Source organism: Kitasatospora sp. NPDC088351, assembly GCF_040685575.1.
GTDB lineage: Bacteria > Actinomycetota > Actinomycetes > Streptomycetales > Streptomycetaceae > Kitasatospora.
Window position 1 is genome coordinate 240,704 of the sequence record NZ_JBFBIL010000001.1, and the last position, 14,085, is coordinate 254,788.

The following is a 14,085-nucleotide window of genomic DNA, read 5'->3' on the forward strand; positions in this document are numbered from 1 at the left end:
TCCCTCAGGATTCGGCCTCAGCTTAATCAATGGAGCACCGGCCGGGCCGGGCCGCAGGATGCGGGAGTCGGACGGCGGGGCAGCACCGCACCGCCGTCGGACAGTTCAGACGATCCGACGGTACGAAGGACGGTCACCGCCATGCCCACACACCCCCGCAGCACCTCCACGACCTCGACCGCGCTCCGGGACCAGGCGCTGCGTCTGCGGGCGCTCACCGAGGGCGGCGTACTCGTCCTGCCCAACGCCTGGGACGCGGGCAGCGCGGCGGGATCGCCTCGGCCGGTGCCGGTGCGATCGCCACCACCAGCGGAGGCGTCTCCTGGTCGCTCGGGCACGGCGACGGCCAGCGGCTCGGCCGGGAGGAGATGGCGGCGGCGGCCCGCCGGATCGTCGCGGCCGTCGAGCTGCCGGTCACCGTCGATGCCGAGGGCGGCTACGGCCCGCAGCCGGCCGATGTCGCCGCCACCGTGCGGCTGCTGGTCGGGGCCGGAGCGGTCGGCGTGAACCTGGAGGACTCCACGGCCGCCGGCGGTCCGCTGTTCCCGGTGGCGGACCAGGCCGCCCGGCTGTGGGCCGCCCGGGAGGAGGCGGCGGAGGCGGGTCTGCCGGAGCTGGTGGTCAACGCCCGGACGGATGTCTTCCTGTTCGGGATCGGCGAGCCCGGCGGCCGGCTCGACGAGGTGCTGGCCCGGGCGGAGGCGTACGCGCGGGCGGGCGCGGACGGCCTGTTCGTCCCCGGGTTGCTGGACCTGGAGGCACTGGCCCGGCTCTGCGCGGCGTCCCCGCTGCCGGTGAACGCGATGGCGGTGGCGGGTGGACCGGGCGTGGCCGAACTCGCCGCCGCCGGGGTCCGCCGGATCAGCGTCGGCACCGGGCTCGCCCAGCTCGCGTACACCGCCGCCCGTCGGGCCGCCGCCGAGCTGCTCGGCGCGGGCACCCTCACGGAACTGGACGGCTCGCTGGGCTTCGGCGAGCTGGACGGGCTGTACCGGCGCTGATCGCGGCCGGCTGCGGAGCGGTCGCGGTACAGCCGTCGGGCGTGGTTGAGCATCGCCACCCAGGTCGCCGGCCGGCTCGGCATACCCGCCGCCGTCGGCTTCGACGTCAACAACGGCTGCGCGGGGTTCTGCACCGCGCTCGCCACCGCCGACCAGGCCGTCCAGTCCGCCGGGACCGCCCAGCTCCTCCGCGTCCCGGCAACTGGGCGGAAGAACGCCGCGCCCGCCCGCTCGACCTCGGTGATCGCGGCCTGCGCCGGCTCCGCTCCGCGCGCGGTGACCCGCGGCCGCGCGCCCGGGTGTCCGGTGGATCGGTCTTCCGGTTCAACAGCCCCTTGGCCTCCGGCTTCCGCACCAGCTGGGAGGTCATCCTCACATCCGTACCGGCCTGCCGGGCCGGCGCCTGCTGGTCGGGCACCTCACCCCGCTCGTTCAACCATCAGGCGCACCTGAGCCACCGCAGCGCATCGATCGGAAGTGTGTCGCCAAGTTCCTTGTCACCCGAGCCTCTGCGCGGCCAGCGCGGTCACTTCCACACGCATCCCGTCAACGGCGAGCGCGGAGACGGCGACGCAGCATCGTGCGGGGAACGGCAGGGGTACGAACTCGGCGTAGACCTCATTGAAGACCTCGCGGTCGTCGATGTCGGTGAGGTAGATCGTCAGGTGCAGCAGCCGGCTCAGATCGCTGTTCGCCCGTTCGAGGGCCACGGCCAAGTTGGTCAGCATCTGCCGGGTCTGCGCTCGGATGTCGCCCAGTTCGATCGAACCGTCCTCTCGGTCGGGAATCTGGGTCGTGCACACGATTCCCGCGAAGGCGACCGCCTCGGCCGACAGCGCGAGTTCGGATCCGACACCCTCGGCCTGAAACCGGGTGACCGCAGCAAGGCTCACGGGGACTCTCCAGCTCTCAATAAAGCGACAGAACGGGGTATTGGCGACACCCGCCGGCCACCACGTTAGTTCTCGACGAGCCATCCGAACCTGGCCGATCGTCCAAGCTCACGCCCGCATCGCTGTGTCATTTTCCAAGGCCATGCGGCGCCCTGGCCTGCACTATGAGGTCACTCGCGATCGAGGCAGTCGTCAGGGAGGGCCTCATCGCCGGCGAGGGGGTCACGGCGATCGACAAGGAGAAGCAGTTGAGGATCAACAGGTCATCATCCCGACGCGCCACAGGTGGGAAGCCAAGGTGGATGCGAGGTGTCGCACCGGCTGCGCTTGTCTGCTGCGTATCGCTCGCCGCCTGCACCGCCGCGGGTGGCACCTCCGGCGCCGGCTCGCCGACGAATGCCGGGGGCCCGCTCCCCAGCGCTTCCCCGGTGAGCGCGGCAGTCGCGCTTCTCCCCGCGGCCGTCCGGGCCAAGGGCACGTTGACGGTGGCGATGGTGACCAACGCGCCGCCCGGAAGCTCCTACGCCCCGGGCACCGAGGACCTGATCGGACTCGACCCGGACATCGCCCGGCTGCTGGCCCAGTCGCTGGGGCTGACGCTCGATGTCCAGGTGGTCGCGTTCGACCAGATCACTCCCGGCATCGCGGCCGGCCGCTACGACGTCAGCGTCGCTGAGATGGCCCCGACGCCCGAGCGCGAGAAGATCCTCGACTTCGTCACGTATGCCCAAACCGGTGATGCGCTGGGTGTCCAGAAGGGCAATCCGCGGAAGCTCTCGGTCGACTCCATGTGCGGTCACACCATCGGTGCTCTGGTGGGCTCCTACCAGGTGACCGAGGTGCTTCCCGACCTCGACAGGAAGTGCACCGAGTCCGGTCGGCAGCCCATCGATCTCAAGCTGTACCCAGACCAGAACTCCCCGGTTCTCGCGCTGGCGTCCGGCCGGATCGACGGGCTGTACGAGGACTCCACGGTGGTCGACTACGCGGCCAAGCAGAACCCGTCGATCGAGGTGCAGGCGGATACCGGATTCAGTCCGATCGCCATCGGCATCGGCAAGAACAGCGGTCTCACCGATGCCGTTCAGGCGGCGATGTCCCAGGCCCTGACCGGCCCGGTGTACAAGGCCGTGCTGGCCAAGTGGGGCCTTGAGTCGGTGGCGGTCACGAGTGCGAAGGTCAATGACAACGGTGCATAGCTCCCAGAACGCGATCGCTGACGCGACGCCGGGCCGTGCGGCTCCAGGCCGCCCGGCGAGAAAGGTCGTCCCGCTACGCCACCCGGAGCGGTGGATCGCGGCGGCAGTGGTGCTCGTCCTGGCGGCGATGGGAATCCACACACTGCTGACCAACCCCCGCTTCCAGTTCGATGTGGTGGGTCAGTACGTCTTCAGCGGAACCATCGTCAAGGGCGCGCTGCTGACCCTGGAACTCACCGTCATGGCCATGGCCATCGGTGTCGTCCTGGGAAACGTCCTCGCGATTTCCCGAATGTCGAAGAACCCGGTGATCGCCGCCGCAAGCGGCCTGTACATCTGGTTCTTCCGCGGCACGCCCGTGCTGGTCCAGCTGATCTTCTGGTACAACCTCTCGGCGATCTTCCCGCAGATCGGGATAGGCATTCCGTTCGGCCCGCAGCTGTTCTCCGGTTCGGCGAATTCCATCGTCACCCCGTTGGCGGCCGCGCTGCTCGGGCTCGGGCTCAACGAGGCGGCCTACATGGCCGAGATCGTGCGAGCCGGCATCCAGTCGGTCGACAACGGCCAGACCGAGGCCGCGCACTCGCTCGGCCTCACCCACTTCCAGACCCTGCGCAAGGTGGTTCTGCCGCAGGCGATGAAGGTGATCGTGCCGCCGACCGGCAACGAGCTGATCTCCATGCTGAAGAGCACCTCACTGGTCAGCGTGTTGGCGATCTCCGAACTTCTCTACTCCGCGCAGGTCATCTATGCGCGCACGTACCAGACCATCCCGCTGCTGATCGTCGCCAGCCTCTGGTATCTCGCGCTCACGACTGTGCTCTCGGTGGCGCAGTACTTCCTGGAGCGGAGATTCGGTCGCGCTTTCCGAGCGGCGTCCGGTCGGCCACGCGGCTTTGCTCCACGTGGAATCCACCCGCGAATGAAGAAGGGACCGGTGGCCCCCGATGCCCGATAGAGTCATCGTCAGGTCCGAGCAGGTGCGCAAGAGCTACGGTTCGGTCGAGGTCCTGCGTGGCATCGACCTGGAGGTCCGCGACGGCGAGGTGCTGTGCATCGTCGGCCCGTCCGGATCGGGCAAGAGCACGTTCTTGCGCTGTATCAACCATCTGGAGAAGGTGGACTCCGGCGAACTCTCGGTCAACGGCGGCCTGGTCGGATACCGCGAGCGGGGCGACAAGCTGTACGAGCTGCGGTCGCGCGACATCGCGCGGGCCCGCCGCGACATCGGGATGGTGTTCCAGAGATTCAACTTGTTCGGGCACATGACCGTGTTGCAGAACATCATGCTGGCGCCGATCTCGGTGCGAGGGGAGAGCCGGTCGGCGGCTCTCGAACACGCCCGGTCGCTGCTCGACAGGGTCGGACTGGGGAATCGGGGCGATGCCTATCCCGGGCAACTCTCAGGTGGCCAGCAGCAACGGGTCGCGATCGCACGGGCTCTGGCCATGCGTCCTTCGCTCATGCTCTTCGACGAGCCGACTTCGGCGCTCGACCCGGAACTCGTCGGTGAGGTCCTGACGGTGATGCGCGATCTCGCCGGTGAGGGTATGACGATGGTCGTGGTGACACACGAGATGGGCTTCGCCCGCGAGGTCGCCGACACCGTCGTCTTCATGGACAACGGGACGGTCGTGGAGTCCGGCTCACCGGGGCAGGTCCTGCTGTCTCCGCGGAACGAGCGGACGAAGGCGTTCCTGGCCAGCGTGCTCTGATCGTTTCGATCCTGATCCGCAGGGCTGCCTTCGTCGAGTGCGGCCCTGTCAGGCGACGAGATCGCGCAGCCTCAGCTGGAGGGCCATGACGAGACGGGCATCGGCGTCGGTGAGATCCACGTCGAACAGCTCCTTCATTCTGCTGAGGCGGTATCTGCAGGTGTTCGCGTGCACATGCAGGGCGCGAGCCATTCCGGCGATGTCGCCGTGGGCCTGCAGATAGCTCGAAAGGGTTGGCAGGTACTGGCTGTTGTTGGACCGGTCGTACTCGGCCATGGTGTTGATGGTCTCGTCCATGGCGGGGTCGGCGACCGGACAGCGCTCGGCCAGGTGCAGCAGGGCGATCTGGGGGCGGACGTCTTCAGCGAACACGATGTCCGCATCCGTCGTGGTCGTGCGCGTGCTCTGCCGGCTGGGCAGTCCCATCAGTTGAATCACGCGGTCGGCCTGCTCCCTCGACCGGGCGGCGTCCTTGAGGTCGGCGACCTCGCCGCCCGCGCCGATCCGGAGCCGGTATCCGTAGGAGCGCCGGACGTGTGCGGCCACACCTGCGAGCAGTCGCTGCTGCAGCGAACGCGCACGTCCGGGCGGTGCGGGAAGCAGCACGTACACCACGTCGTCGATGGCCGTCGCGGCGCTGAAGCCCAGCTCGCCCTGGCAATGCAGCGTCACGAGGTCGAGTACCTGGTGGACGGCGGCCGTGGGCTCCGTCTCCGGAGGGATCTCAGCCAGTGCCAGCGCGGCGATCCGCGCATTCGTCGTGGCGGGGAGCGCCAGCCGCTTCATGACGTCGTGCGGCACATCGGCCTGAGCCAGCAGCGCTGTCAGCAGGTCGCTGCGGCGCCGGTGCAGGCCCTCTCGTTCCGTGCGCACGCGGAGCAGATGGAGGGCGGCGATGTTGGAGGCTTCGACGAGCCGCCGGCAGGCCAGCTCACGCTCCTGCTCGCCGGGATCGATGACCCACATCGAGCCGAGGAGTTCACCGCCGGCCCTGATCGAGGTGGCCAGTCTCGGCAGGTCGGTGCCTCTGCCGGCTACTTCGATGACCCCTGGCGCGCTGTGCACGGCCTGGTACTCCGCGATGATCTGAGGGTCCGTCGGCACCTGCAGATCGAGGATGCTCTGCCTCCGGGTGTCGTCGATCAGCTGGCCGTCGACGGTTGAGTAGGCCAGCATGCGGCGTGCCGGGTCGGCGATCGCGGTCGCCCCTCCGATGGCGGAGGCGACGGCGTTGGCAAGCGTGAACAGGTCGCCCAGGCTGTTCCCGCCGTCGCCCTGTCCGGCGGGCCGGCTGTAGCTGATGGCCGACGACAGCAAGGCGATGAGCTGTTCCCAGGAGACCTCGTCGGCGAGGAGCAGGACCGGAATCGAGCCGGAACCCGCGGCTTCGGCGATCTGCCGTTCGCCGATCCCGTACGTCTTGACGGCGACGCAGCCGAACCCGCCGGCTTCTGCGCGTTCGAGCAGACGCAGCCAGGGTTCACCGGCCGGACACACGCCCACCGCGAGCAGCAGTCCGGCGGAAGTCGGCCGGAATTCCCGGAGTTCGTCGTGGATCACCAGGCCGGCGATCTCGGGGTCGAGGTCCGGCATGCTGTGCGTAACCCGGACTATCGACGGTCCCAAGGCGTTGACGATCTGAGTCAGCCGCGCCAACTCGTCCACCTCCTCCAGCATCCGCATGAAAGCCGTTCGGCGACGTGCCACACATTGTTATTTGGACAATTCAACAAGCCGATCGCCATGAACTGTGTGAATGATACATAGGGGCGAGTGGGGCCGACCCGCAAACTTGGGATCGCTGAGCTTCCGGTCGCTCGTCCGGGTATGCGCTCGGCAGGACGAGGCGGGAGCTACCGGTGGCCGAAAAGATCGTGAACATCGAGGACATGCGCAGGCAGGCCCGGCGAAAGCTGCCGCGCATGATCTTCGATTTCCTCGAAGGCGGCGCGCTCGATGAACTGACCCTTCAGGACAATACCGAGGACCTGGTCAGGCTGCGTCTGCGCCAGCGCGTCCTGCGCGACATGAGCGAGATCGAACCGGGCACCCGGGTTCTCGGTCAGCGGCTCGCCCTTCCAGTCATGATCTCGCCGCTGGGAATGCTGAGCCTCTTTCACCCGCAGGCCGACCTCGCCTTCGCGAGGGCGGCCGAACGAGCCGGAACCGTCCTCGTCCACAGCGCCTGGTCCGCCTGCTCCCTGGAGGAAGTGGTCGCCGCCGCGCCGAAGTCGATCTGGGCGCAGATCTCCTTCTGGACCGACGCCGGCCTCACCCGCGAGCACGTCGACCGCGCCGAGGCCGCCGGTGTCGAGGTGCTCGTCGTGGCCGGTGACGTCAATCTGTCCAGCAAGCGCGAGCGGGACCTGCATCACGGCATGGCCCTGCCACCGCGGCCGACTCTGCGCGATGTGGTGGACACCGGCCTCAGGCCCGGCTGGCTGGCCCGGCTCGCCACCGGCCGTCGGCCCACGTTCGGCAACTACCGGATCGACGGGCGGCGCATGCGCATGAGGGAGATGGGCGGATTCATGCACACCATGGAGAACGCGGCCGCGACGTGGGCGGATGTCGAGCGGCTGCGTGAGCGGTGGCCGGGGAAGATCGTCGTGAAGGGGGTCATGACCGGCGAGGACACCGTTCGGGCTGCCGACACGGGGGTCGACGCCGTCATCGTGTCCAACCACGGCGGCCGCCAGTTCGACTCGCAGCCCTCCACCATCGCGGCCCTGCCGGAGGTCGTGGCAGCGGCGGACGGCAGGCTCGAGGTCTACCTGGACGGTGGGGTGCGACGCGGCTCGGACGTGGTCAAGGCCTTGGCGCTCGGGGCCGACGCGTCGCTCATCGGCCGCCCGGCCGCCTATGGTCTGGCCGCGCTCGGACCGTCCGGGGTCGACAAGGTCTTCGACCTGCTCCGCGAGGAACTGGAAACAGCGCTGGGCTTCGTGGGCGTGAACGGTGTGACCGATCTCGACGGCTCAGTCCTGGCACACCGGCCGTAGCGGCCTTCGCGCAACCCGCCCGCCTCCGCGCGGAGCCGTCGCGAGCGGGGCTCTGGGAGATCTGCTGCCTGCCGCCGGTCGGGCGGCGTAGCCTTCGGGCATGGCAGAGAGCAAGGTCGAGAAGGCCGCGCCGGCAGCGAAGAGGGCGGCCGCTGAGCCGGGTGTGAAGCCGAGGAAGCCGGAGTCGCACCTGGCGATGGTGCGGCGGGCACGGAGGATCAACCGGGAGCTGGCGGAGCTGTATCCGTACGCACACCCCGAGCTGGACTTCGAGAACCCGTTCGAGCTGCTGGTGGCCACGGTGCTGTCGGCGCAGACGACGGACCTGCGGGTGAACCAGACGACGCCGGCCCTGTTCGCGAAGTACCCGACGCCCGAGGACATGGCGGCGGCGGAGCCGGAGGTGCTGGAGGAGATCATCCGGCCGACCGGGTTCTTCCGCGCCAAGGCGAAGTCGCTGATCGGCCTCTCCATCGCCCTGCGGGACACCTTCGGCGGCGAGGTCCCCGGCCGGCTGGAGGACCTGGTCACCCTGCCGGGCGTCGGACGCAAGACCGCCAACGTCGTCCTCGGCAATGCTTTCGGCGTCCCGGGGATCACCGTGGACACCCACTTCGGGCGGCTCGCGCGACGCTTCGGCTGGACGACCGACGAGGACCCGGTGAAGGTCGAGGCGGCCGTCGCCGAGATCTTCCCGAAGTCGGAGTGGACGATGCTCTCCCACCGGGTGGTCTTCCACGGCCGCCGGATCTGCCACTCCCGCAAGCCGGCCTGCGGGGCCTGCCCGATCGCGCCGCTCTGCCCGTCCTACGGGGAGGGCGAGACCGACCCGGAGAAGGCGAGGAAGCTGCTCAAGTACGAACTGGGCGGGCAGCCCGGCCAGCGGCTGCGGCCGCCCGCCGACTACCCGGGGGAGGCGGCGGCACGGGCCGCGGCGGCCGCGCACGACGGCGAGGTCGCGGACCTGGCGGTGGCCGAGTGACGGCGCGGATCGAGCGGGACGGTCTGCCGCCGTGGCTGCTGCCGGTCCGCGACGCCGCCGAGCGGGTACGGCCCGAGCAGCTGAGCCGCTTCCTGCCGCCCGCCGAGGGCGGCCGGGCGTCGGCGGTCCTGATGCTCTTCGGTGAGAGCGCCGACGGCCCGGACCTGCTGCTGATCGAACGGGCCCGCTCGCTGCGCTCGCACGCCGGGCAGCCGTCCTTCCCGGGCGGCGCCCTCGACCCGGAGGACGGCGACCCGGCCGGGCCCGGACCGGTCGCGGCGGCGCTGCGGGAGGCCTGGGAGGAGACCGGCCTGGACCCGGCCGGGGTGCAGGTGTTCGCCGCCCTGCCCGCCCTCTACATCCCGGTCAGCCGGTTCGTGGTCACCCCGGTGCTCGGCTGGTGGCGCCAGGAGTCGCCGGTCGCGCCGGTGGACCGGTGCGAGACCGGCGCGGTGTTCCGGGTGCCGATCGCCGAGCTGACCGACCCGGCGAACCGGGCCCGGCTGCGCCACCCCTCCGGCCACCTCGGCCCGGCCTTCGCCGTCGGCGGCCGGCTGGTCTGGGGCTTCACCGCCGGAGTGATCGACCGGGTGCTGCACCACAGCGGCCTGGAACTGCCCTGGGACACCTCCCGGACCGTCGACCTCTCGGACGAGGCGATCGAACTGGCCCAGGGCGACCGCGACCGCTCCCGCGCGCTGCTGGGCGGCGACGCCAGGACTTCGTGAACGCCCGTCCGCGCGGCCGCGCGGCCCGCCGTGGGAGGGTGTCGGGGTGAATGTCCTGGATCTGCTGCTGATCGCCGCCGCCATCGGATTCGCCGTGTCGGGCTACCGGCAGGGCTTCGTGGTCGGCATCCTGTCGGTCCTCGGCTTTCTCGGCGGCGGGCTGATCGCCGTCCAGCTGCTGCCGCTGCTGCTCGATCACCTCAACCCCGGCACCACCGCCTCGGTGGTCGCCGTCGTGGTGGTCATCGTGCTGGCGGCGATCGGGCAGGCGATCACCACCCACTTCGGCTGGAAGCTGCGCGGCCATATCGACCGCCGTCCGGCGAAGGCACTGGACGCGGCCGGCGGCTCCGTCGTCAACGTGATCTCGATGCTGCTGGTGGCCTGGCTGATCGGTTCGGCGCTCGCCGGAACGTCCCTGCCGACCGTCTCGAAGCAGGTCCGCACCTCCGCGATCCTCGGCGGCGTCCAGGACGCGCTGCCCTCCGACGCGCCCAACTGGTTCTCCGACTTCTCCAAGGTGCTCGCCCGCAACGGCTTCCCCCAGGTCTTCAACCCCTTCGAGCACGAGCCGATCACCCAGGTCGACATCCCCGACCCGGCGCTGGCCGGCAGCCCGGCGGTGGCCCGGGCCAAGCAGAGCCTGGTCAAGGTGGTCGGTACCGCCACCTCCTGCGGCAAGACCCTGGAGGGCAGCGGCTTCGTCTACGCCCCGCACCGGGTGATGACCAACGCCCACGTGGTCGGCGGCGTCGACGAGCCCACCGTCCAGATCGGCGGCGTCGGGCAGCTGTACGACGCGACCGTGGTCCGCTACGACTGGCAGCGCGACATCGCGATCCTGGACGTGCCCAAGCTGAACGCGCCCGCGCTCGCCTTCGCGGGCGAGGCGAAGACCAACGACAACGCGATCGTGGCCGGCTTCCCCGAGAACGGCTCCTTCAACGTCCAGCCGGCCCGTATCCGCGGCCGGATCCAGGCCAACGGCCCGGACATCTACCACCGCGGCCAGGTCGTCCGCGACGTCTACTCGGTGCGCTCGCTGGTCCGCCAGGGCAACAGCGGCGGCCCGCTGCTCACCCCGGACGGGCAGGTGTTCGGCGTGGTCTTCGCCAAGTCGCTGGACAGTGCGGACACCGGGTACGTGCTGACCGCCGCCGAGGTCCGCGAGGACGCCGACAAGGGCAGCATCGCGACGGCCCGGGTGGACACCCAGGGCTGCGCGCTCTGACCGGACCGCCGTCGGGTCCGCTGTCGGCTCTGTCGCTGGTTCCGCCGTTGGTTCTCCTGCGGGGCCCGCGGGCTGTGTCCCGGGTCCAACCGCCGGTGATGGCCGATATCCGTCGCACCGTCAGTCCTGCCTGGTAGCGTCGGCCGCGCTCACCCGTTCGGCTCAACCGGGCCCGTCCCGGAGTGGGCCCGAGCGGAGGTCGGGAAGTTCGATGATGGGTCACTCGCACGCGGTCAGCGGCGCGATGCTGTACGCGGCCTCGGCGCCCTTCCTGCCGCCGTTGCTGCTGGACACCACGCTGCAGCCGGCCGACATCCTGATGGGCACGGTGCTCTGCGCGGGGGCCGCCCTGCTGCCGGACCTCGACCACCACGACGGGACGATCGCCAACTTCCTCGGCCCGGTCTCCAAGGTGCTCTGCCGCTTCGTGGCCTGGATCTCCGGCGGCCACCGGCACGCGACCCACTCGCTGCTCTTCGTCGCGCTGATGGGCGCCGGCACCTGGGCGGGCGTCACCTTCCTGGGCCGCTACTTCACCCTCGGCGTGACGTTCTTCCTGCTGGCGCTCGCGATCCGCGCCCTGCGGCTGCACCCGCCGGGCGACGGCCCGACCATGTGGATCACCATTATCGGCCTCGCGGTGCTGGGCACCGCCGGGATGAACACCTGGATGCCGAACGCCCCGGGCTGGCTCCCGTACGCGGTCGCGCTGGGCACGCTGGCGCACCTGCTGGGCGACTGCCTGACGAAGAAGGGCGCGCCGCTGCTCTGGCCGCACAAGGAGCGCTACGAGGTGGTGCTGATCAAGCGCAGCGGCAACGACGTCGAGACCAAGGTGCTGGTGCCGATCATGTCGGTGGCGACCTTCGTCCTGCTCTGGTTCACGGCGCTGTCGCCGACGGTGGTGAACTGACCAGCGGTGGTGAACCGACCGCCGGTGGTGAACCGACCGGCGGTGCGGCGGTAAGGATGCGGCGCGGGGCCTCAGGTCTCGCGTCGCAGTCGTACGCCCACCCAGCGGGCGCGGCGGCCGAGGATGCGCGGGATGCCGAGCTGCGGCTGCGTCGAGCGCTGATGGCGCTCCACACCGTCGTATCCGAGGTCGTCCGCCCGGTCGGGGCGGTGGTTGGACCTCGGCGAGCTGTTGTGGCGTCGGCTGCGCGGGGCGCTGCCGTGATCGGGCATCCAGGTCATACCGCAATGGATGCCCCTGGGCCGGTCGGGGTAACCGCCTCAGGGGCTTCGAAAATGGCCTATGCGTTTGTCATATGAGCTAAATGTAAAGGGAGTTGGGACCTAAGGCCCGGCATGATGGGGTCCCTTGGGTCACCCCACCGGCCCGGTCCCGTCGGTCGGTCCTCGTCGGTCAGTCCTTGTGGCGGCCGATCCAGTCCAGCAGCTCCGCGGTGAACTGCTCGGGCGCCTCCTCGTGGGGGAAGTGCCCGACCCCCGGCATCAGCCGCCAGCGGTACGGCGCCGCCACGTACTCCCCGCCGCCGAGCGCGGTGTGCGACAGCAGCACCGGGTCCGAGGCACCCTGGATGTGCAGGGTGGGTGCGGTGATCGGCTTCTTCATCCGGCGGGCGAACTGGATACCGTCCGGGCGGGCCATCGAACGCAGCAGCCAGCGGTAGGGCTCGATCGAGCAGTGCGCGGTGCTGGGGATCTGGATCGCCTGCCGGTACGCGGCCACCGTCGCCCGGTCCAACTGGTTGCGACCGGTCCAGGCGTCCAGGTAGCGGCCGAGCAGCGCGGCGTCGTCGGCCACCAGGCGGCGTTCTGGTATCCACGGCCGCTGGAAGCCCAGCACGTGCTCGAAGGCCGCCATCTGACGGCGGTCCGTCAACAGGGCCCGGCGGAGGTCGCGGGGGTGGGCGGCGGAGACCACGGTGAGGCTGTGGATCACCGACGGCCGCATCACCGCCGCCACCCAGGCCAGCGTGCCGCCGGAGGCGTGGCCGACCAGGTGCGCCCGGCGTTCGCCGAGCGAGCGGATCACGCCGGTGATGTCCAGGGCGAGGTTGCCCGGGTCGTACCCGCGCGGGGTGCGGTCGCTGCCGCCGATGCCCCGCAGGTCGAGCGCGACGGCCCGGTAACCGGCCGCGGCCAGCGCGGTCAGCTGGTGGCGCCAGGCCCACCAGTACTCGGGCCAGCCGTGGACCAGCAGGACCAGCGGACCCTCGCCCAGCTCGGCGATGTGGAAGCGGGCGCCGTTGGCCGCGAGGTCGCGGTGCGTCCAGGGACCGGCCTGCCGGATGTTCCAGGCCGCTGCGGGGACAGCCTCGGGCACCGTCTCCGGGGCTGCTTCGCTGTTGCCGTCGGCGGCCCCGCCGTCGGTACCGTCGGCGAGCCCGTCGGGGCTGTTCCCGGCTGCGCTTTCGGCTGCGTTCTCCCCGTCGGCTCCGGCGGCTTTCCCGTCGGCGAGTCCGTCGGTGCTTCCGGCAACAACGTCCTGACCGGTCGCACGGTCGAGGCCGGGGCCGGTGGACGGCTGCGAGGGCACGGGCTTCTGGTCGAGCGGCATACCGAGAGCGTGTCACATCCGTGCGCCGGACACGCGCCCGGCACTCGCTCTCGGGGCGCCCGGCCGCCGCCGGGAGCCGGACCCGGCGCGTCCGCCGGGTCTTCCCGGTCCCGTCGGCCCTGCCGGCCCTGTCGGTCCCGTCGGTCCCGGCGCCGTGTGGCCGGGTCTACGGGATGCGGCCCAGAGCCCGGTCGATCTCCTCCTGGGTGGCCGGGCGCGGCCGGGCGTTCTTGAGCACGTCGGCGGTCTTCTGAGCGCCCTCGATGGTGCGGTGCGGCTTCTCGATCCGCTTGAACGAGCGCAGCGCCAGCAGCCCGAGCACCACCGCGAGCAGCAGGTACGCGCCGGCCACGATCAGGAACGACCAGCCGAGCGAGAGACCCAGCGCGTGGATCCCGAACGCCGCTGCGGCGCTCAGCATCGGGACGGCGGCCAGCGCCACCACGCCGGCGACCGTCAGCGAGACACCGCCGGAGACGCCGCGCTTGACGTCCGCCCGGAGCTCGGCCTTGGCGAGCGCGATCTCGTCGTGGACCAGCGCGGACAGATCGGCGGTGGCCGCCGCGAACAGCTGCCCCACCGAACGCTCGCCCTCGTAGGGCGCCCGGCCGTTGCTGGACGGGTCTGCGGCTCCTGCGGGCATCAGCGGTTCTCCTCTGCGGCTGTGCGGCGTGACGCCGCCGTACGGTGCGATTCCGGGGACCGGCGGGGGTCCGGTGGCGTCAGTGGACTGTCGACAGCTCAGAATCATGCCCCTACCAGTCAGTCGGACACCACTCCGGGGCCCCGCCGGATGGACGTGTCCCGATG

General features: G+C 70.6%; 14 protein-coding genes. 9 read left to right on the forward strand and 5 right to left on the reverse strand.

Annotated features, from left to right (window positions below; translation table 11 throughout):
• Positions 1-29: 29 nt before the first annotated feature.
• Positions 30-1,001: an isocitrate lyase/phosphoenolpyruvate mutase family protein gene (locus AB0P06_RS01070; RefSeq protein ID WP_363604075.1), complete on the forward strand. Its 972-nt coding sequence runs from the start codon at positions 30-32 to the stop codon at positions 999-1,001.
• Positions 1,002-1,498: 497 nt separating this feature from the next.
• Here AB0P06_RS01070 and AB0P06_RS01075 read toward each other — a convergent pair whose 3' ends face one another.
• Positions 1,499-1,894, reverse strand: a complete 396-nt coding sequence (locus AB0P06_RS01075) for a RidA family protein (RefSeq protein WP_363604076.1) — start codon at positions 1,892-1,894, stop codon at positions 1,499-1,501.
• 164 nt (positions 1,895-2,058) lie between these two features.
• Here AB0P06_RS01075 and AB0P06_RS01080 point away from each other — a divergent pair, with 164 nt between their 5' ends.
• The 3 genes from AB0P06_RS01080 to AB0P06_RS01090 all read left to right on the forward strand — a co-directional run bounded on the left by AB0P06_RS01080 (position 2,059) and on the right by AB0P06_RS01090 (position 4,808).
• On the forward strand, positions 2,059-3,093 hold the full coding sequence (locus AB0P06_RS01080; RefSeq protein WP_363604077.1) for a transporter substrate-binding domain-containing protein: 1,035 nt from the start codon (positions 2,059-2,061) through the stop codon (positions 3,091-3,093).
• Positions 3,094-3,199: 106 nt separating this feature from the next.
• Positions 3,200-4,051, forward strand: a complete 852-nt coding sequence (locus AB0P06_RS01085; RefSeq protein ID WP_363604078.1) for an amino acid ABC transporter permease — start codon at positions 3,200-3,202, stop codon at positions 4,049-4,051.
• Positions 4,041-4,808, forward strand: a complete 768-nt coding sequence (locus AB0P06_RS01090; RefSeq protein WP_363604079.1) for an amino acid ABC transporter ATP-binding protein — start codon at positions 4,041-4,043, stop codon at positions 4,806-4,808. The genes AB0P06_RS01085 and AB0P06_RS01090 overlap by 11 nt, the downstream gene beginning before the upstream one ends.
• A gap of 48 nt (positions 4,809-4,856) precedes the next feature.
• On the opposite strand, the gene AB0P06_RS01095 is transcribed toward AB0P06_RS01090, so the two are convergent.
• On the reverse strand, positions 4,857-6,485 hold the full coding sequence (locus tag AB0P06_RS01095) for a helix-turn-helix domain-containing protein (RefSeq protein ID WP_363604080.1): 1,629 nt from the start codon (positions 6,483-6,485) through the stop codon (positions 4,857-4,859).
• 182 nt (positions 6,486-6,667) lie between these two features.
• Between AB0P06_RS01095 and AB0P06_RS01100 the strand changes: the two genes are divergently transcribed.
• The 5 genes from AB0P06_RS01100 to AB0P06_RS01120 all read left to right on the forward strand — a co-directional run bounded on the left by AB0P06_RS01100 (position 6,668) and on the right by AB0P06_RS01120 (position 11,664).
• Entirely contained in the window at positions 6,668-7,810 is a 1,143-nt protein-coding gene (locus AB0P06_RS01100; RefSeq protein WP_363604081.1) for an alpha-hydroxy acid oxidase, read from the forward strand.
• Positions 7,811-7,910: 100 nt separating this feature from the next.
• Positions 7,911-8,792, forward strand: a complete 882-nt coding sequence (gene nth, locus AB0P06_RS01105; protein ID WP_363604083.1) for an endonuclease III — start codon at positions 7,911-7,913, stop codon at positions 8,790-8,792.
• The gene (locus AB0P06_RS01110) at positions 8,789-9,520 is read left to right on the forward strand and encodes a CoA pyrophosphatase (protein WP_363604084.1); all 732 of its coding nucleotides are present in this window, start codon (positions 8,789-8,791) and stop codon (positions 9,518-9,520) included. The genes nth and AB0P06_RS01110 overlap by 4 nt, the downstream gene beginning before the upstream one ends.
• A gap of 46 nt (positions 9,521-9,566) precedes the next feature.
• On the forward strand, positions 9,567-10,751 hold the full coding sequence (locus tag AB0P06_RS01115) for a MarP family serine protease (protein ID WP_363604085.1): 1,185 nt from the start codon (positions 9,567-9,569) through the stop codon (positions 10,749-10,751).
• 211 nt (positions 10,752-10,962) lie between these two features.
• Positions 10,963-11,664 carry a metal-dependent hydrolase gene (locus AB0P06_RS01120; RefSeq protein ID WP_363604087.1) on the forward strand — a complete coding sequence of 234 codons (702 nt, stop codon included), beginning with the start codon at positions 10,963-10,965 and terminating at the stop codon, positions 11,662-11,664.
• A 71-nt stretch (positions 11,665-11,735) separates the two neighbouring features.
• Here the strand turns inward: AB0P06_RS01120 and AB0P06_RS01125 are convergent, their stop codons facing one another.
• The 3 genes from AB0P06_RS01125 to AB0P06_RS01135 all read right to left on the reverse strand — a co-directional run bounded on the left by AB0P06_RS01125 (position 11,736) and on the right by AB0P06_RS01135 (position 13,918).
• Positions 11,736-11,945: a hypothetical protein gene (locus tag AB0P06_RS01125; protein ID WP_363604089.1), complete on the reverse strand. Its 210-nt coding sequence runs from the start codon at positions 11,943-11,945 to the stop codon at positions 11,736-11,738.
• A gap of 172 nt (positions 11,946-12,117) precedes the next feature.
• Positions 12,118-13,275 (reverse strand): alpha/beta hydrolase, encoded by a 1,158-nt coding sequence (locus AB0P06_RS01130; RefSeq protein ID WP_363604090.1) that lies wholly within the window; start codon positions 13,273-13,275, stop codon positions 12,118-12,120.
• A 166-nt stretch (positions 13,276-13,441) separates the two neighbouring features.
• Positions 13,442-13,918, reverse strand: coding sequence for a phage holin family protein (locus AB0P06_RS01135; protein ID WP_363604092.1), 477 nt, complete (start codon positions 13,916-13,918; stop codon positions 13,442-13,444).
• Positions 13,919-14,085 lie beyond the last annotated feature (167 nt).

Bases quoted from the DNA above. Each gene is read 5' to 3' on its own strand.
- AB0P06_RS01070 (WP_363604075.1), top strand. From the start codon at position 30: ATGGAGCACCGGCCGGGCCGGGCCGCAGGATGCGGGAGTCGGACGGCG.
- AB0P06_RS01090 (WP_363604079.1), top strand. From the start codon at position 4,041: ATGCCCGATAGAGTCATCGTCAGGTCCGAGCAGGTGCGCAAGAGCTAC.
- AB0P06_RS01120 (WP_363604087.1), top strand. From the start codon at position 10,963: ATGATGGGTCACTCGCACGCGGTCAGCGGCGCGATGCTGTACGCGGCC.
- AB0P06_RS01095 (WP_363604080.1), bottom strand. From the start codon at position 6,485: ATGCTGGAGGAGGTGGACGAGTTGGCGCGGCTGACTCAGATCGTCAAC.
- AB0P06_RS01080 (WP_363604077.1), top strand. From the start codon at position 2,059: ATGAGGTCACTCGCGATCGAGGCAGTCGTCAGGGAGGGCCTCATCGCC.
- AB0P06_RS01125 (WP_363604089.1), bottom strand. From the start codon at position 11,945: ATGACCTGGATGCCCGATCACGGCAGCGCCCCGCGCAGCCGACGCCAC.
- nth (WP_363604083.1), top strand. From the start codon at position 7,911: ATGGCAGAGAGCAAGGTCGAGAAGGCCGCGCCGGCAGCGAAGAGGGCG.
- AB0P06_RS01130 (WP_363604090.1), bottom strand. From the start codon at position 13,275: ATGCCGCTCGACCAGAAGCCCGTGCCCTCGCAGCCGTCCACCGGCCCC.
- AB0P06_RS01135 (WP_363604092.1), bottom strand. From the start codon at position 13,918: ATGCCCGCAGGAGCCGCAGACCCGTCCAGCAACGGCCGGGCGCCCTAC.